The sequence below is a fragment of the Lysobacterales bacterium genome, assembly GCA_014946745.1.
Lineage (GTDB): Bacteria > Pseudomonadota > Gammaproteobacteria > Xanthomonadales > Xanthomonadaceae > Aquimonas.
This window is the reverse complement of sequence record JADCRD010000001.1, coordinates 265,992-283,608: the sequence shown is the minus strand read 5'-3', so window position 1 is coordinate 283,608 and position 17,617 is coordinate 265,992. Positions and strand designations below refer to the sequence as shown.

The 17,617-nt window shown below is 69.0% G+C and carries 14 protein-coding genes and 1 tRNA gene; 6 read left to right on the top strand and 9 right to left on the bottom strand.

All coding sequences use genetic code 11. From position 1 onward, the window contains the following. The first annotated feature begins 66 nt into the window (after window positions 1–66). Together H4O13_01195 and H4O13_01190 are read left to right on the top strand one after the other, a co-directional pair. Window positions 67–2,610 carry an Ig-like domain repeat protein gene (locus tag H4O13_01195; protein ID MBE5314000.1) on the top strand — a complete coding sequence of 848 codons (2,544 nt, stop codon included), beginning with the start codon at window positions 67–69 and terminating at the stop codon, window positions 2,608–2,610. 466 nt (window positions 2,611–3,076) lie between these two features. Then, a complete protein-coding gene (locus H4O13_01190) occupies window positions 3,077–4,594 on the top strand; it encodes an aminotransferase class III-fold pyridoxal phosphate-dependent enzyme (GenBank protein MBE5313999.1) in 1,518 nt (505 codons plus the stop codon). Window positions 4,595–4,882: 288 nt separating this feature from the next. On the opposite strand, the gene mazG is transcribed toward H4O13_01190, so the two are convergent. The 7 genes from mazG to H4O13_01155 all read right to left on the bottom strand — a co-directional run bounded on the left by mazG (window position 4,883) and on the right by H4O13_01155 (window position 10,726). Beyond that, the gene (gene mazG / locus H4O13_01185; protein MBE5313998.1) at window positions 4,883–5,695 is read right to left on the bottom strand and encodes a nucleoside triphosphate pyrophosphohydrolase; all 813 of its coding nucleotides are present in this window, start codon (window positions 5,693–5,695) and stop codon (window positions 4,883–4,885) included. 192 nt (window positions 5,696–5,887) lie between these two features. Beyond that, complete coding sequence (cysQ, locus tag H4O13_01180) at window positions 5,888–6,709, bottom strand: 3'(2'),5'-bisphosphate nucleotidase CysQ (protein MBE5313997.1); 822 nt, start codon at window positions 6,707–6,709, stop codon at window positions 5,888–5,890. Continuing rightward, window positions 6,706–7,269 carry an ADP compounds hydrolase NudE gene (gene nudE / locus H4O13_01175; GenBank protein MBE5313996.1) on the bottom strand — a complete coding sequence of 188 codons (564 nt, stop codon included), beginning with the start codon at window positions 7,267–7,269 and terminating at the stop codon, window positions 6,706–6,708. The genes cysQ and nudE overlap by 4 nt, the downstream gene beginning before the upstream one ends. A gap of 5 nt (window positions 7,270–7,274) precedes the next feature. Further along, window positions 7,275–8,081: an inositol-phosphate phosphatase gene (locus H4O13_01170; GenBank protein MBE5313995.1), complete on the bottom strand. Its 807-nt coding sequence runs from the start codon at window positions 8,079–8,081 to the stop codon at window positions 7,275–7,277. 8 nt (window positions 8,082–8,089) lie between these two features. Then, a complete protein-coding gene (locus tag H4O13_01165) occupies window positions 8,090–8,860 on the bottom strand; it encodes a type II secretion system protein N (GenBank protein ID MBE5313994.1) in 771 nt (256 codons plus the stop codon). 220 nt (window positions 8,861–9,080) lie between these two features. Beyond that, complete coding sequence (locus H4O13_01160) at window positions 9,081–9,566, bottom strand: type II secretion system protein M (GenBank protein ID MBE5313993.1); 486 nt, start codon at window positions 9,564–9,566, stop codon at window positions 9,081–9,083. Further along, a complete protein-coding gene (locus tag H4O13_01155) occupies window positions 9,563–10,726 on the bottom strand; it encodes a hypothetical protein (protein ID MBE5313992.1) in 1,164 nt (387 codons plus the stop codon). Before H4O13_01155 ends, H4O13_01160 begins: the two co-directional genes overlap by 4 nt. Window positions 10,727–11,112: 386 nt before the next feature. Between H4O13_01155 and H4O13_01150 the strand changes: the two genes are divergently transcribed. Further along, window positions 11,113–11,199 (top strand) — tRNA-Leu (locus H4O13_01150). A gap of 248 nt (window positions 11,200–11,447) precedes the next feature. Here H4O13_01150 and H4O13_01145 read toward each other — a convergent pair. Continuing rightward, window positions 11,448–12,368, bottom strand: coding sequence for an alpha/beta fold hydrolase (locus H4O13_01145; GenBank protein MBE5313991.1), 921 nt, complete (start codon window positions 12,366–12,368; stop codon window positions 11,448–11,450). A gap of 461 nt (window positions 12,369–12,829) precedes the next feature. Between H4O13_01145 and H4O13_01140 the strand changes: the two genes are divergently transcribed. Continuing rightward, complete coding sequence (locus H4O13_01140; protein ID MBE5313990.1) at window positions 12,830–15,043, top strand: TonB-dependent receptor; 2,214 nt, start codon at window positions 12,830–12,832, stop codon at window positions 15,041–15,043. A gap of 270 nt (window positions 15,044–15,313) precedes the next feature. Here H4O13_01140 and H4O13_01135 read toward each other — a convergent pair whose 3' ends face one another. After that, complete coding sequence (locus H4O13_01135) at window positions 15,314–16,105, bottom strand: DUF4349 domain-containing protein (protein ID MBE5313989.1); 792 nt, start codon at window positions 16,103–16,105, stop codon at window positions 15,314–15,316. A 321-nt stretch (window positions 16,106–16,426) separates the two neighbouring features. Here H4O13_01135 and H4O13_01130 point away from each other — a divergent pair, with 321 nt between their 5' ends. After that, window positions 16,427–16,795, top strand: coding sequence for a DUF1428 domain-containing protein (locus H4O13_01130; GenBank protein MBE5313988.1), 369 nt, complete (start codon window positions 16,427–16,429; stop codon window positions 16,793–16,795). Continuing rightward, entirely contained in the window at window positions 16,792–17,412 is a 621-nt protein-coding gene (locus tag H4O13_01125) for a YdeI/OmpD-associated family protein (GenBank protein ID MBE5313987.1), read from the top strand. Before H4O13_01130 ends, H4O13_01125 begins: the two co-directional genes overlap by 4 nt. Window positions 17,413–17,617: the final 205 nt, after the last annotated feature.

The window sequence follows — 17,617 nt, the reverse complement described above, 5'->3', positions numbered from 1 at the left end:
CTGTGCGCGGAAACACACGGCATGCGCGTTGCAGCACGGATGCGCCCTCACCGCCCGGAGACGTCCATGCGAGCCCTCAGCCTGTGCTGGAGTGCGGCCTTGATCGTGTTTGGCTCCGGTCTACCGGGAGAGCCTGCGAATGCGGATCCGCAGACGGCGGCGAAAAGCTATCTTGCGAGCATTCGGGTGCCGCCCACGGATCCCAAGCGTGAAAGCTACTACGGGTGGAGTGTGTCTGCGTCTGGCGAACGCGTGCTGGTCGGCATGCCCTATGAGTTCAACGGGGTGACTCTGACGACTGGCGCAGCCTACATCCAGCGCTTTGATGGTTCGCAATGGCAGCAGGAGTCCAAGCTCACCCCCGCCGATGGGGTCAACTTCGACTACTTTGGCGAGGCCGTCGCACTTTCCGGCGATATCGCGGCGATCGGCGCGCCGGATCACCAGTCCGCGCGCGGAGCGGTCTACCTCTTCCAACGGAACGGCAGCGCTTGGGCGCCACTCGCCAAGCTCGTCGCCTCGGACCCACAACAGAGCGCGCGCTTCGGCGCAGCGCTCAGCTTCGATGGCAGCACCCTCGCGGCTGCCGCGCCGGGCAATAGCGGCGGTCGTGGTGCGGTCTATCTTTTCACCTCGGCCGGCGGCAGCTGGACCCAGAGCGCCCGCCTGCAGGCGTCAGACGCGGCGGCCAACGATCGCTTCGGACTGAGCATTGGCATCGACGCGGACACCCTCGTCATCGGGGCTCCGGGCAAAGCGCTCACGGCCAACGCGCAGGGCGCGGTCTACGTGTTCGCGCGCAGCAACGGAACCTGGTCGCAACAGGCACGCTGGACGCGCGCGGGCGCTCAGGCGGGAGAAAGCTTTGGGACGGCGGTGGCCGTCAGCGGCAATCTGGCTGCCGCCTCTGCGCCCTATGCGAGCGCGATCTCGGGAAGCGGCGGCGGCGTGGTCGAAACCTATGCGCGCGCGGGCAGCGCGTGGTCATCGGCTGGCAGCCTGCGCAGCGCGAGTGGCTCCGCATCAGCCCAGTTCGGATTCAGCCTGTCGCTTCGCGGATCGCGCTTGCTGGCGGGTTTGGCGGGCGACGAAATCAGCGGGAACATTCTGCAGGGCAGCCTTGAAAGCTACCTGCTTGAGGACGGCGTTTGGAGCCTCAATCAGCGGCTGTTGGCTGCTGACGGCGAGCAGGAAGCACAGTTGGGCTATGCGGTGACCCAGGGGCCAGACTTCGCCATCGCGGGCGCTCCAGGCGCCAGCAGCGGATCCGCGACCTTTGCCGGCACCGTCTATGCCTTCCAGAACAGACAAACCTCGCTCACGCTAGTGAATCTGCTGCCGCAACCGGTGCGTATCGGCGACAGCTACAGCGTCTCGGCCAACGTGGTCGCCAGCGCGGGATCGGCGGGCGGCGACGTGCTGATCCGCGACGACCGGGGCAACAGCTGCACGGCCGTGCTCAACGCAGGCGCCGGCAGCTGCAGTCTCACTGCCACCGCCGTCGGCGCCCGCACCCTGCGTGCGCGCTACAACGGAGCGCCGGGCTTCGCCGAGAGTTTCGGCAGCGCCATCGTGCTGGTGCGGCCCGATCTGCGGCTGCAGCCGGCCAGCCTGCCTGACGGCCAGATCGGCGCCGCCTACAGCCAGCTCTTCGACACGCCTGCGACCGGTGCCACCCTGCCCCTTGTCTACAGCCTTGCAAGCGGCAGCCTACCGCCAGGGCTGAACCTCGGCGGCAACGGCCTGCTTTCGGGCACGCCCAGCAGTTTCGGCAGCTTCAACTTCACGGTGCGCGTGAGCGACAGCAGCAGTGCCGGCCTGGGCGGACCCTTCAGCGACACCCGCGCCTATAGCCTGCGCATCCAGCCGCCCTTCCGCACCACGCTCAGCCTGACCCCTGTGGCCAGCCCGCGCGACCGCGGCACCAGCGTCAGTTTCGGTGCCGCGCTCGACGTGGTCGAAGCGGGCGCAGGCGCGCCGGCCGGCACCTATGCCGTGAGCGCAGTGAACGGCACCAGCAGCCTGACCTGCTCGGCGCCGGTCAGCGCCGAGGGCACGCAGTCCTGCAGCATCCAGTTCGGCGGCGCCGCGGCCGTGGGCGATTACCTCATTACCGCCAGCTTTACCTCGACCAACGCCGACTTCGGCAACAGCAGCGACAGCGAGGCCCTGCGCCTGCTGTCGCCCTCCGATCCTTCGATCAGCGTGAGCGCGCTCGATCCTCTGTATGTGCCAGGGGACAGCCTGCGCTTCCGCGTCTCGGTGCAGAACGCAGGGCCGGATGTCGCCTACGCGCTGAGAGTGCAAGCACCGGCTCCGGCGGGCCTGCAGAACATCGCCTGGACATGCACCGGCACAGGCTGCCCCGCAGCCAGCGGCAGCGGGGCGCCGGATCTGCAGATCGCAGCGCTTGCGGCGGGTGGCAGCCTGCAGATCGAACTCAGCGGGAACGTGGGGGCACTGGCTCCGGCGCAGGTCGACGCCAGCGCCAGCCTGTCGCTGGACCCCGCCGGCTTCAGTCGCGATCTGGGCGCCGGCAACAACAGCGCCAGCGCCCGCAGCCTGCCGCTGCGCGTGTTCGCGAACGGTTTCGAAACCCCGGAGGATTGAGAACGGCCTGAACAACTGCGGGTCGGAGTCTTCAAGACCTTACGCGAGGGAATCCAGTCCGCCGCTACGCGGTGAGCGCCCTCTTCGGCGAGCGCCCGCTCTGCAATACGGACACGCGTTGCCTGGTCCGCCCACCCACCTGGGTTTGCAATTGGAGCGATGCAGCGCTGCGCTCTTCGATGGCGGGCCGCGGCCGCCAATCGGCGGGGGCCCGCGCAGCCAACGCCTGCGACGGACGCAAGGATCCGCAAGTCCGGCGACCGGGTTCTCTCTGCGTCGCTGCGGAAGCCCCTGATTCGGCTCAGGATTCTGCTCAGCGACACAGAGGCCAACCCAAGCGTGTGCACCTCAGCGGCTTACGCCGCCCTTATGCCGGGTGATACTATCAGCCTAAGTTTATGTTTTTATTGGGCCTTGATTGCACCGATCGAGCGCATCCGCCCAGCCAACGGGGAGAGCCAGACAGATGAACACCGCCACGCCGAGCCTGATCGAGCGCCTGAAACCCCTGCGCAGCTACGGCGGCGCGCCGCGCTGCCGCGGGCTCGACGAGGCCACGATCGAACGCTTGGGCGCACAGTTCCCCGAACTGGTCGAAGCCGTCGATGCCGCCGTGATCGCCTTCGAAGGCCTGCGCGGCGGCGAGTTCGACGCCCTGCTGCGCGCTGACGAGGCCGAGCAGCTGGCAGCGATCCACGCGGACTACGTCAACTTCTACACCGACGACGCAGTGAATCCCTACGTCGCTCTGACAGCCCGCGGGCCTTGGGTCATCACGCTGAAGGGCGCCGTTCTGCACGACTCCGGCGGCTACGGCATGCTCGGCTTCGGCCACACGCCCACGCCTGTGATTGATGCGATGGCGCAACCGCAGGTGATGGCCAACATCATGACCGCCAGCCTGTCGCAGCTGAAGCTTGCGCAGGCGCTGAAGCGCGAGGTCGGGCATCGCCGCGGCGGCTGTCCCTACGACAAGTTCCTGTGCCTGAACTCCGGCTCGGAGTCGGTCTCGCTGGCCGGCCGCATCGCCGACGTCAACACCAAGCTGCACACCGATCCGGGCGGCCGCCACGCCGGCAAGCGGGTCAAGCGCATTGCGGTGAAAGGCGCTTTCCACGGTCGCACCGAGCTGCCGATGCTCTACTCGGACAGCAGTCGACCGACCTATGCCAAGCACCTGGCGAGCTGGAAGCACCACGAGCCGCAGCTGATCACCATCACCCCCTACTCGGTCGATGAGCTGCGCCAGGCCTTCGCGGATGCGGACGCCAACGGCTGGTACATCGAGGCGATGTTCCTTGAGCCCGTGATGGGCGAAGGTGATCCGGGGCGTCAGGTCACGCCGGAGTTCTACGCCGCCGCGCGTGAACTCACCAAGGCGCACGGCACCCTGCTGCTGGTCGACTCGATCCAGGCGGGCCTGCGCGCGCACGGCGTGCTCTCAATCGTCGACTACCCGGGCTTCGAGGGCTTCGAAGCGCCGGACATGGAGACGTATTCCAAGGCGCTCAACGCGGGTCAGTATCCCTTGAGCGTGCTGGCAGTGAACGCGCGCGCCGCCGGTTTGTACCGCAAGGGCGTGTACGGCAACACCATGACCACCAACCCGCGGGCGATGGATGTGGCCTGCGCGACGCTTGAAATGCTCACGCCCGAAGTGCGGGCCAACATCGTCGCCAAGGGCCGCGAGTTCGTGGAGAAGCTGGAGAAGCTGCGTTCCGAGCTGGGCGGACTGATCACCAAGGTGCAGGGCACGGGTCTACTGTTCTCCTGCGAACTGTCCAGCGACTTCAAGTGCTACGGCGCGGGCAGCACCGAGGAGTACATGCGCGAACAGGGCCTCGGCGTGATCCACGGCGGCGTCAACTCGCTGCGCTTCACCCCGCACTTCAGCATCACCAGTGCCGAAGTTGACCTGGTCGTCGCCGGCGTGCGTCGCGCCCTGCTGGAAGGCCCGCGCAAGGCCTCCGCGGCCGCGGCCTGAGACGTCCGCGACGCTTGCTAGTCGACACGCGGAAAATGCAGAAGCCCACCGCAAAGTGGGCTTCTGCTTTTCTGGCGGAGGAAGCGCCGCCGGCTCACGACGCATGCTTGCGAGGAGCTACCGCATCGTGAGCTTCAATTGCCAGCCAGGAGGAGGAGGCTCCGGGTGACATGCAGGGCGGAGCTCATGGTGGGCCAGGGCCCACCCTATCGATGCGACATGGGGCCAGCGCGGTCGCGCGACGCTTTCTCCAATCCCGAATCCCCAATCCCCAATCCCGGCCTCCAGCTACAAGCCCTCCGCCTTCGCGGCATCCCACAGCGCTTCCTGCTCGGCCAAGCCCAGCGCCTCCAACGTGGTGCCACGCTCGGCCGCCAGTGTCTCCATCCGCCGGAAGCGACGCTCGTACTTGATGTTGGCGCGGCGGAGCGCGCTGCCGGCATCGACCTTGGCCTTGCGCGCAAGATTCAGGGCGACGAACAGCACGTCGCCAATCTCGTCTTCCAGCGCCTCGTGACCGCGCCCCTGGGCGAGTTCGGCGCGCACCTCTTCCAGCTCTTCGTGCAGCTTGGCGATCACCGGCTCGGCATCGGGCCAGTCGAAGCCGACTGACGCACCCTTCTTCTGCAGTTTGAGCGCGCGCGCCCATTCCGGCAGTCCGCGGGTCACGCCGGCCAGGGCGCTGGTGTCGGTCTCGCCGCGGGCCGCGCGCTCGGCGCGCTTCTGCGCTTCCCACTGCGCGAGCGCGGCGTCGGCCTCGTCGGCGCTGGCCTCGCCGAAGACGTGCGGATGGCGGCGGATCAGCTTGTCGCAGATGGCCTCGGCGACATCGGCGAAGGCGAAGCGCCCCTCTTCTTCCGCCATGCGCGCGTGGAACACCACCTGCAGCAGCAGGTCGCCCAGCTCATCGCGCAGTTCGTCGAAGTCGCCGCGATCGATGGCGTCGGCGACTTCGTAGGCCTCTTCGATCGTGCAGGGTGCGATCGTGCGGAAGCTCTGTTTCAAGTCCCAGGGGCAGCCGTCGTCGGGGTTGCGCAGCTGGGCCATGATCGCGCGCAGGCGCTCGACCGGATCGGTATGGTTAGGGATGGGCGCGGGCATGCGTTCAAGCCTCGATGGATGGATGGAATCGCGAACGGGCGTCGCCGCCACGCGGCCCTGCGGCGCCAACGGGAAACGCACTGCCCGCGAGCGGGTGTGTCGGGACGGCTGCCGGCCCGGGTCTAGCGACGTGCGCAGTCCGAGCATCAAGCGCCGGCCCGAAGACGACGCTTGACGCCGGGCAGCCGCACGTCAGACCGCCGGCTGCAGCCATTCCCGCCACGGCAGCGCGACGTCGCCGAGCGCGAGGAAGTCCGGATTGATCAGACCTTCGCGCTGGTTGTAGCGCAGCGCCCGCCCATCCAGATCGAGCACCGCGCCGCCCGCTTCTTCCAGCACACACTGGCCCGCCGCGGTGTCCCATTCGCCGGTGGGCCCGAAGCGCGGATAGAGGTCGACCTGTCCCTCGGCCAGCCGGCAGAACTTCAGCGAGCTGCCCAGCGGCACCTGCAGGGGCTGCTGCAGGTGCTGGATCATGGCCGCACTCTTCGGATCGAGGTGCGAGCGCGACACCGCCACGCGCAGCGGTCGCGGCGCGGGCTGCTGCACGCCGAGCTGCACCGGCTCAGCATCCGCCGCGCACAGCCAGCTGCCCTGCCCCGCCTGCGCCCAGTACAGCGCATCCAGCACCGGCGCGTAGACCACGCCGAACACGGTTCGGCCCTGCTCGATGAGGGCGATGTTGACGGTGAACTCGCCGTTGCGCTTCACAAACTCGCGCGTGCCGTCGAGCGGATCGACCAGCCAGTAGCGCTGCCAGCTGCGACGCTCGGACAGTTCCTCCGGCGCCGACTCCTCGCTGAGCAGCGGCACCGCGGGCGCGAGCGCCTTGAGGCCATCGCGGATCAGCGCGTGTGCCGCCAGATCCGCTTCGGTCAGCGGGCTGCGGTCGGCCTTGGCCTCGACTTCGAAGTCGCGGGCATAGACCTCAAGGATGGCCGCGCCGGCACGACGGGCGATGTCCAGCACCGCCGCGCGTGCCTCGGCATCGAGCGCGAACTCGGCTGCACTCATGGCGCACCCCGCCGCTGCAGATACTCGCGGACGATGAACATGGAGGCCAGCGAGCGCCCTTCCGAGCAGTCCTCACGCAGCATCAGCTCATGCAGGCGCGCCAGCGGCCAGGGAATCACCTCCAGCGGCTCGGGCTCATCGCCTTCCAGCTGCTCGGGGTAGAGATCCTCGGCCAGCACCAGGGTGGTGGCGTGGGTGAAGTAGGTCGGCGCCAAGGTCAGCTCGCGCAGCACGGTCAGTTTGCGCGCGCCGAAGCCGGCTTCCTCCTTGAGCTCGCGGTTGGCGGCGGTCTCCGCATCCTCGCCCGGGTCGATGCGGCCCTTGACCAGGCCCAGCTCGTAGCGGTGCGGGCCGGCGGCGTACTCGCGCACCAGCAGCAGGGTCTCGGCGTCCTGCATCGCAGCGACAATGACAGCGCCGCGGCCGCGCGGCTTGGTGCGCTCGAAGCGCCGCCGCGCGCCGTTGCTGAATTCGAGTTCGAGCTGTTCGACCTGGAAACGACCGCCGTAGTCGAGCTCGTGCACGGAGTGGATCGTCGGCAGCTGCGACGGCGGCTTGATCGTGCTCACGCGCCCAGCCCTCGCCAGCCTCGGAACGCGGCCAGCGCCTCGGCGTGCAGATCCGCGTTGCCAGCGAGCACGGTCGTTGTGCCCAAGGACAGCTCGCGGCCGTCGAGGTCGCTGAATACGCCGCCGGCCTCACGCACGATCACCGCGAGCGCGGCGATGTCGAGAATGTTCACGTCGGACTCGATCACGAGATCGATGCCGCCGCGGGCCAGCAGGTGGTAGTGGTAGAAATCGCCGTAGCCGCGCGTGCGGCCGGCGCGGCGCACCAGCCCGGCCAAGGCGTTCCAGCCCGGTGCGGCAGCCAACGTCTTCAAGTTGCCGGTCGACAGCGCGCTGCGCTCCAGCGGCTGCGCGGGGGCGATGCGCATGGGCGCACCGTCCAGAAAGGCACCGCCACCGCGGCGCGCCCAGGCCAGCTCGTTGAAGGCCGGCGCCGAAGACACACCCAGCACCAGTTCGCCGCGGAACATTAGGGCGATCTGGGTGCTGAACATCGGATAGCCGCGCACGAAGCTCTTAGTGCCGTCGATGGGATCGACCAGCCAGAGCCAGTCGCCGCTGCCGGTGGTGCCTTCCTCCTCGCCGTAAATGGCGTGGTCGGGAAACGCCGCGGTCAGCACGCGGCGGATCGCCTGCTCGCTCTCGACGTCGGCGCGGGTCACCGGCGACTCGTCCGCTTTGGTGATGACCTCGAACTGGCCGCGGTAGTAGTGACGGATCACCTCGGCGGCATCGGCCGCCGCGCGCTTGGCGACCGCAAGAGCGTGGTCGAGGAACTCGGGGGTGGGCTGGCTCGATGTCATGCCTGCGCTCACCCGCCCACGCGATTCATCTGCCCGCGGATCTCCAGCCGCGAGCTGCCGTCTGCCTGCGGCTGGCCGATGTACTGCAGGGCGCGCTGCACGGCGGCATCGCCGTCGCGGGCGCGCAGCGTGGCTTCGGCGCTCAAGCCCTGCAGGCCGGCCGAGAACGTGCCGCCCTCGATGCTCAACGGGCCGCCGGAATCGCTGACGGTACCGGCAATCGTGCCTACGCCTTCGGTGGCGAAGTCGGCGCGGATGTCGCCAAGCACCGCGTCGGCGCTGCCGGCCACCGCGGCCTCGCGCCACAGCGCGCTGCCTTCGACCTTGGCGGGGAAGTACTGATCGACCACCAGCTCGCGCAGATCGAACTCGACCCGGCCCTTGAACACCAGCGCCGGCACATCGAGCACGCCCTGCAGGCGCTGGGCATCGACGCTGGCGCGCATGCCGCGCAGCTGCAGGCTGCCCGGCCCGCTCAGGCTGACGAAGCCCGCGGCCTTCAGCTCGGGGCCGTCGAGCGTGATGTCGGCATCGATGCGCCTGGAAAACAGCGCCCAAGGCGAAAGCTTCCAGCTGAAGGCGCCGAGCGCACGCTCACGCACCGTCAGCGCGTCGGCGCGGCCGTTCCAGACGCTGCCCGAGACGCCCTCCATGCGCACGTCGCGCATGCGGTCCTGCACCAGGCCCAGCGCGGTCGACGCCGGCAGGAAGGCGGCGACCAGGCCGAGGATCAGAACCAGCACCAGGCCGAACACAAACAGACGGAACAGCAGCTTCATCGACAGCCCTCAGAGATGCATGTGGATTGCGGGAGCCCAGTGACGCCGCCACCGCTCATGATGATTCGCCCGACGCGCTCGCAATGCGAATCCGCGGTCCTGCCTAGGGTGGGCGCTGGCCCGCCACCGCTCGGCGCTCGCCGAAGGCTCCGGCCCGCAGGCTTGAACGTCGCGAACTTGAAGTTTGCGATCCGTACTCGATGCCCGGGCGAGTCCGGTCTCACCGCCGCTCCTCCAGCCCGATCCGCGCGTCGACCTGGCCGGAGGCACCGGTGGTCTGCACGTTGAACTCGGACACCCGCAGGCCCTGGCTGCGGGCGAAGGGCTCCAGCCAAGCCATCAGCGCATCGAAGCCGACCTGCTGGAACACCATGCGGATCTGTCCTTCGGCCACCGGTTCCACGCGCAGCAGGCTGGTGCCGAGGCCGGACTCGCGCGCGCCGGCGTCGGCTCGCGCCAGCAGCGAACGCCCATCCTGCGCCGTTGCGCCGACGCCAGCCGCGCGCAGACGCTGCACCTCGGGCGCCGCCGCCTGCATCCAGCGGTAGCTGGCGTCCTGCGCCGCGGCCTGCACGCGCAAAGCCTCGCGCGAACGCTGCAGGGGCAGCCAGACCAGCGCGTAGAGCAGCAGCAGCGCGGCCAGCACGCCGCCGATGCTGAGCACGCGACGGTCGCGATCCGAAAGGCCCAGCCACCAGGCCTTCATGCGCGGCCTCCGCGCAGGCTGATACGGCCTTCGACACCGCCCTGACCGGGCGTTGCCGAGGTCAGCTCGGCAGACAGGCCGAGGGCGCCGAGCGACTCGCGCAGCCCGTCGAGCGTGGCCACATCGGGCGCACGCAGGGTGAGGTCCAGTGCGCCGTTGCGGTAGTCGATCGACTCCAGCGTGTAGCGGCTGCTGCCCGCAATGCTGGGTGCGACCCGCGCCAGCAGCGCCAGCCCATCGTCGCCGCCGGCGCCGCGCGTCAACCGGGTGTACTCGATCTCCAGCTGGGCGCGCGGATCGACCACCGTGGTGGTGCCGGGCAGCGCCTGCCGCAGAAGATCCGCCATCTCGACGCGCTGCGATTCAAGGCGGGCGCTGAGCTGCTGACGCTCAAGCGCGGCCTGCGCGAAGGCCAGCAGCACGGCCAGCCCCGCCACCGCCGCGGCGCGCTTCAGCCAGGGCAGCGCGTCGCCGCGCAGGCGCGGCGCGAACGCGCCCTGCAGCAGATTCGGACCCGTGCAGCTCGCCAGCTGCGCCGCCAGCAGCGCCAGCAGGGAAGGCACCGACTGCGCCCGCAGCGCCAGCGCAGGGGGCAATCCGTCCAGCGGCGCTTCGCCGCAGCGGAGCACGGCCCATGAAGCCGGCCGGTTGGCTTGATCGAAGAGCGGCAGCAGCTGCGGCAGCAGCGCCAAGCGTTCGCTGAGCACGCCTGCTTCGGCGTCGCGCAGCAGGGCGCGCTCGCCGGCCAGCACCACCAGACCCTGGCCGGGCTCGACCGCGGGCAGCAGACTGCCCTCGCTGTAGGCAGCCACCGCGCTCAAGCCTTGGGATTCGAGCGCGGCCACGGCGGCGCGCAGACGCTCGGCATCGATCACCGCGAGATCGATGGGATCGCCCGCGCCGCTGAACGCGATATGCAGCTGCTCGACCGGCGCGGCCAGTCGATCCTCCACCGCGAAGGGAAGCGCCTGACGCAGCAGGCCCTCGCTGCGAGCCACCCGCGGCGCGCGGGTCAGCAGCACCGAGTCCACGGGCAGCAGCAGCACGACTTCGCGGCCCGCCGGCGGCCATCCCGAGCGCTCAACAGCGTCGGGCCGCGCCAGATCCAGCCAGCGCGGCTCGCCCTGCGAATCAAGTTGAAGCAGCACGCGCTCGGGCATGGACCAGGACGTCAAAGAAGGCAGCCGCGGACTGTAGCAGCCGGCGGCCGCCGGAGCCCCGCGAATTCTAGCAACCCGCGAAGCCGGCGCCCGGCGTTGCGGGAGTGGGCTTGACACTGGCCGCGCTGCGAACCCCGCGGCGCGGCAAGCCCTGCAGGCTCAGCCGCCGGCCACATCACCGAGAGCGCGAACGAAAACGGCTGGGCCAGCAGCCTGACGGCACGGGCGGGCCGACACCTCCAGCGACCTGGGTCCCCGGGTGCGCGTCGGCTGCCTCGCGGCCAAGACAGGCAGACGAACCTCGCCAAGCTCGCCGGCGGCGCTGCTATACTTCGCGGCCGCTTGGCAGGCGCTGAACATTTGGTCGCCTGCCCAGTGCACTTCGGGCCGAAGTGGCGGAATCGGTAGACGCGGCGGACTCAAAATCCGTTTCTGGCGACAGAGTGGGGGTTCGAGTCCCCCCTTCGGCACCACGGCAGTACCTCGACGCGCGGTGACGCGGTGGCGTGAACTCAAGCCCCGCCCGCATGGGGTTCGCGGTATTCCCTGCGGACCAGAGCGCAGCCAAAGCCTGCCTCGCAAGCGGCGCCCATCGCCGATGCCCTCGACTCCAGCCGCGCGATGTCCGGCTGTATGCAGGCGCGAGCGTGTGCGCCACACGGGCCTTGACTCGACGCGCTGCTCGCGGTCGCCTGCCTGCAGAGCACGCAGGCGCCCGACCTCAGGTGTCTTGCAGAACACCCGGCCCGCAGCGCGGAGCTGAGACGCTCTCGAGCGCGGCCAGCACCTCGGGCGGCGCGGTCGGCGCATGCTCGGGGGCATCCAGCGCCAACTGTTCGGGTACTGCATCGCCCAACAGAAAGTGCAGCAATGCGCTGTTGGTGGCGGTGATCGCATCGAAGGGCGTGCCGTGGCGTGAGCCGCGCACCACCCGCAGCTCGGCACCGAGCCGCTGGGCCCAAGCCTGTTTCTCGGCCAGCGGCGTGTAGTCATGCTCGGCGGCCAGCATCAGCATCGGCGTCGCGAAACCCGACAGTCGCGCGCGCGCGCACCAGCCCGCGAGCGCATGCGCCTGGCCGAGGTACACCGGCTTGGGATACGCCGCCAGCACCACCTGCACGCGCTCGCGCATCGCCTGCTGGTGCGGGTGCGGAAACAGCCGACGCGCCACCAGCACGGCGCTTCGACGCAGACCCAGCAGGCGCACGAGATTGAGCTGTCCGTGCAGCTCAAGGCGTTTGCGCAGTGTGTCTGGACGATAGCTCGGCAGGCTGTTGATCGTCGCCAGACGGAGGACACGCGCCGGCGCCTGCAGAGCCAGCTCCAGCCCCACCGCACCGCCCATCGAAAAGCCCACGCAGTGGGTGCGTTCAATCGCGAGGGCATCCAGCAGGGCGATCAGCTGCGCGGCGTAGTCCGCGATCGCGTGGCGCGCGGGCATCGGGCTCGCGCCGGCCCCCGGTAGATCCGGCACCAGCACGCGAAACCGGGCGGCTAAGGGCTCGATCTGGAACGCCCAGTCCGCGCCCGTCGAGCCCATGCCGTGCACCAGCAGCACCGGCTCAGCGGCGGGATCACCGAAGCTCCGACAGTGCAAAGGAGGCGGCGCGAGGCGTGCCGTCATCGAGGTCGACACAGTCATGAGAGTTCGACCGAGAGGCCGCACAGGCGTGCGGCAGAACCCGCATGATGCCGCATGGCCGTCGCGCGGTCTGTGCCCCGAGCGCGCGAGAAACCCCAGACATCTCCGCGACGCTGTCCCAGGAGGCCCTCGCTATCGCGAGCGAGAGCGCGCGCACGAGTTGAGGCAACACGGATCAAGTCCCTCCTGGCCTTGATCCGTGGTCGCGAGTCCGGCACATGTCCGGACTGGCTTGCGCTGGATCAAGCACGGGCGTGCTGGATCCGCGGGCGCGCCCTCCATGGCGCGCGGCAACGTTGAATTCTTCGGCGTTGCCTTAAGGCCTGCGCGCGCGCCGCTTGCGACCGTGCAGCCGCGTCTGGCGCCCTCGCGTCGCTTGCGCGCCGCCCATGTGCGGCTGCAGCATGCGCGGGCCCCGCAGAGGGCCCCCGACCCCGACTCGCTTCCCCGAGGACACCGACATGCCGCGTTGCTACCGTCCGGCCACCCTGGCCCTGGCGCTGGTCGCCGCCCTGCCCGCTCTCGCGCAGGACGAAACCGCCACGCCTTCGCAGCTCGATGCGATTACCGTCACCGCCCAGCGTCGCGCCGAAGACCCGCAGAAGATCCCGCTGGCGATCACCACGGTCAGCGCCGAGAAGCTCGACATCCTGGGCTCGGGCGGCGAAGACATCCGCTTCCTCGCCGGGCGCCTGCCCAGCCTCAACATCGAATCGAGCTTCGGCCGCGCCTTTCCGCGCTTCTACATCCGCGGACTGGGCAACGGCGACTTCGATCTCAATGCCTCGCAGCCGGTGTCGCTGATCTATGACGAAGTCGTGCTCGAGAACCCGCTGCTGAAAGGCTTCCCGGTGTTCGACCTCGATCGCGTCGAGCTGCTGCGCGGCCCGCAGGGCAGCCTGTTTGGCCGCAACACGCCGGCCGGCGTGCTCAAGTTCGAATCCGTGCAGCCCTCGCAAGAGCGCAGCGGCTACGGCCAGTTCGCCTACGGCCGCTTCGACACGCTGAATGCGGAAGGGGCGATCGGCGGTGGCCTTGGCGAGGACTGGTCGACGCGCGTCTCCGGCCTGTACCAGCGCCGCGGCGACTGGGTCGACAACCTGGCCACGGGGCGCAGCGACCAGTACGAGGGCTACCGCGAGTTCGCCGGCCGCGCCCAGTTCCTGTACGAGCCCAGCGACAGCAGCCGCGCCCTGTTCAACGTGCACCTGCGCGATCTGGACGGCACCGCGCGCCTGTTCCGCGCCAACATCTTCAAGCCCGGCACCAACGATCTGGTCGACAACTTCCGCCGCGGCTTCATCGCCATCGACGGCGACAACCGCAGCACCCTGCGCAACCTGGGCGGCAGTGCGCGCCTGTCCTTCGACCTTGGGCGCGTGACGTTGTTCTCGGTGACCGGCTACGAGACCGTCGACAGCTACTCGCGCGGCGACATCGACGGCGGTTTCGGCGCCAGCTTCGCACCGCCCTTCGGCCCCGGCTTCATTCCCTTTGACGCGCAGAGCGCCGACGGCCTGCCCGAGCACCGCCAGATCACCCAGGAATTCCGACTGGCCTCGAACGAATGGGGCGCCTTCGACTGGCAGGCGGGTCTGTTCCTGTTCGATGAAGACATCACCATCGAGAGCTTCAACTTCAACACCTTCAGCGGCCAGCAGAACGGCTACGCCGTGCAGGAGCAGCGCAACAAGGCCTATGCCCTGTTCACCTCGGGCGAGTACGACTTGAACGAGAGCTTCCGCCTGGCCGGCGGCCTGCGCTTCACCCGCGACGAGAAGGACTTCAGCGCGCAGCGCCGGGTCAGCCCGATCGGCGGCGGCGCCACCGGCGTGCTGACCGCCAATCCGAGCGACAGCAATGTCTCCGGCGATCTGTCGGCAAGCTGGTTCGTCGATGCCGACCGCACGGTCTATGCCCGCTACGCCCGCGGCTTCCGCGCGCCCAGCATCCAGGGTCGCCTGCTGTTCGGCGACTCGGTCTCGGTGGCCGATTCGGAGACCGTCGACTCGGTCGAGCTGGGCTTCAAGTCGAGCCTGTGGGACGGCCGCGCCCGCTTCAACATCGCCGCCTTCGCGTACGAAGTGAAGGACCAGCAGCTCACCGCTGTCGGTGGCACCACCAACTTCAACACCCTGATCAACGCCGACAAGTCGATCGGCCGCGGCATCGAAGTCGATCTCGATGCCTACGTCACCGACGACCTGCTGCTGACCTTCGGCTACAGCCACAACAAGACCGAGATCCGCGACCGCGGGCTGGCCATCGCGCCCTGCGGCGGCGGCTGCACCGTGCTCGACCCGGCGGGTGCCGCCACAGGCACGGTCTCGATCTACGGCAACCCGCTGCCGCAGGCGCCGAAGAACGTGGCCAACGTGACCGCGCGCTACAGCATCCCGGTGGGCGACGACGAGATCTTCGTCTACACCGACTGGGCCTACCGCAGCGAGATCAACTTCTTTCTCTACGAGGCCGCCGAGTTCCGCGGCAAGGCCCTGCTGGAAGGCGGCCTGCGCGCGGGCTACAGCTGGGATTTCGGCAAGCACGAGCTCGCTCTGTTCGGCCGCAACATCACCGACAAGCTGGTCGCTGTGGGCGGCATCGACTTCAACAACCTGACCGGCTTCGTCAACGAGCCGCGGGTGTGGGGCATCGAGTTCACCACCACGTTCTGATCGGCAGCAGCGCGTCGCGCGGGCGCTGGCCTGCGCGACGCGCCGCGCGTCTCGCTTCCGGGACGTGTTCCCGGAGCCTCATTTTCGGGGCCGAGCCCTCCGGCGCAGGAGGGACGAGGCCAGCATCGCGCTCATGGGGGCCAGGGCCCACCCTATGCAGCGACACCTGCGGCCACACCACAAGGTCTGCGGCTGTAGGGTGGGCCCTGGCCCACCATGGCCTCGAAGCGACGGCAGGCGCCTTTCTCTGCCTTCGGCCTGCCTGCGCGCTCACCCCCTGTCACGCCGCAGCCCCCGCGTCGCCAGCCGCCACAGCGCCCACCACAGCAGGGCCAGCGGGAAAGCCAGCAGCACAAAGGGCAGGGCGTATGCGATCACCTCGATCGCTTCGATCAGGCCATCGACGAAGTTGTCCAGCGATTCCGACAGCGCTTCGCCCAGCGCTGACCAACGCGAAGCGCTTGGCGTGGCGGCCTGAAACTCCAGCGTGAGCAGATTGGTTTCCAGACGCAGCGTCTGCTGCGCGGCGATGCGCTCAGCCGACAGCCGTTCGGCCTCCAGCGCCGACAGCTCGCGCGCCAGCTGCAGATGTTCGGCCACCGACAGATCCGTGCGCGACGCCAGCGCGTCCAGCCGCTGCTGCTGCAGGCTCAAGCGATCGCGCTCGCGGGCGTTGTCGGCCACCGCCACCGATAGATCCTCTGCGCGCGTGCTGCGCCGCGTGGACTGACCGCCATCCGCGGCACCGGCCAGCATCGGCTCGACCGCTTCCGGCACCAGTCTCATCTGCATCCGCCCGCTGGCGTACGCACCGGCATTCTCGGTGTACTCCAACAGGCTGCAGCGGCCGTGCACGCCCTGCGTACAGGCGGTGCGCAGCGCCGCCATGCGCGCCGACAGCGCGTCCGCTGGCAGCTCGATCGACACGCTGTGTTCGTAGGCCAGCAGCCCCTCGGCATTGACCGTGCCCTGCACCGCCGCCGGACCTGGCTCGACGGCCTCCTTCTTCGCGCACCCTGCGAGGGCGATCAGCAGCAGACAGCTCAAGAGCGTTCGCAGCATGGTCGATCCTTCGATGGCCGGTGTCCGGTCGGCGCAGCCTATCGACTGGGCGATGAACGGCCTTTGTCTGCGCAGGTGCCTGCGTTGGGCAGACGGAACACCTGGCACTGAATGCCCTGTCCGCCACCAGATGCGAGCACGCTGTCGAAACCCTACCCGCTGCTTCGACCCAATCTTGAGGCAGGGCTGAAGACGCACGCGTTGGCACACCACGTCGGACGCACCTCGTCGGAAGCGCCAGCGACCTCACCCTGCCGGCAGAGCTGCAATCGACGGCGCGGCCGTACCAGCAGCGTTCGACACCAAAAGAGGACGACGCGCATGCGCTACATCGATGGTTTCGTGACCCCCGTGCCAAGCGCCCGCAAGGACGAGTACATCGCCTTCGCCCGCGCGACATGGCCACTGTTCCGTGACTACGGGGCGATCAGTTTTCGCGAGTGCTGGGGCGATCAGGTTCCGGACGGCGAGCTCACCTCATTTCCGATGGCCGTGCAGAAGCGGGACGAGGAGACGGTCGTCTTTTCCTGGATCGAATGGCCCGACAGGGCGACCCGCGACGCATGGGCCGCCTCCATGGACACCGACCCGCGCTGGTCGGAGTTGTTCAACGAGAACATGCCCTTCGACGGCAAGCGCATGCTCTACGGGAGCTTCGATGTCATCTTCGAGGCGGAGGGCCCCGGGTGATCACTGCGATCGAGGACTACTTCTCGCTGGGCTGCGGGCGCTGTGAGCGCTTCGCGACCCCGGACTGCTCGACCCGCATCTGGCGGGAGGGACTCGCTACCCTGCGCCAGATCTGCAGGGAGGCCGGGCTGCAGGAAACCGTGAAATGGGGCCACCCGTGCTACATGCATGGCGGCCGCAACGTCGCGATCATCGGCGCCCTGCGGGCGGACTTCCGCCTGTCGTTTTTCGATGCCGCCCTGATGACGGACCCGGAACGCATCCTCGAAGCGCAGGGGCCGAACACGCGTCATCCCGACATGATCCGCTTCAGGGACCCCGCGGACGTGGTTCGGCTGGAGCCGGTCATCCGCGCCTACCTGGCCGAAGCGATGGGCTATGCGGCCGCCGGCCTGCGCCCGCCGACGGCGACGCATGAACTCGAACTTCCGGAAGAACTCGTCGCCGCGATGGCCGTCGATCCAGAACTTGCGGAGGCCTTTCACCGACTGACGCCAGGGCGGCGCAACAGCTACGTCATCCACTTGAGGGGCGCCAAAGCCGCATCCACCCGAATGGCTCGAATCGCGAAATTTCGCGACCGGATCCTGTCCGGCAAGGGCGCGACTGAGCGCTGAGCAAGGGAGAGTTCCGCTTCGCCCACGCCGAGCTTGGCCACAGCCAGTCCGCAACCGCGCGACTCGCAGCCTCAGACTGCCCGTTGCGTCGCGAAACCCGGGCGCTTCGGGCGATGCGATACGGCGACCTCAGCCGCCCGCAGAACGCGTGGCGCCCACGCCTTCGCTGCGAGCCACTGCACCAGCGGCGATCGCGCCGACTCAA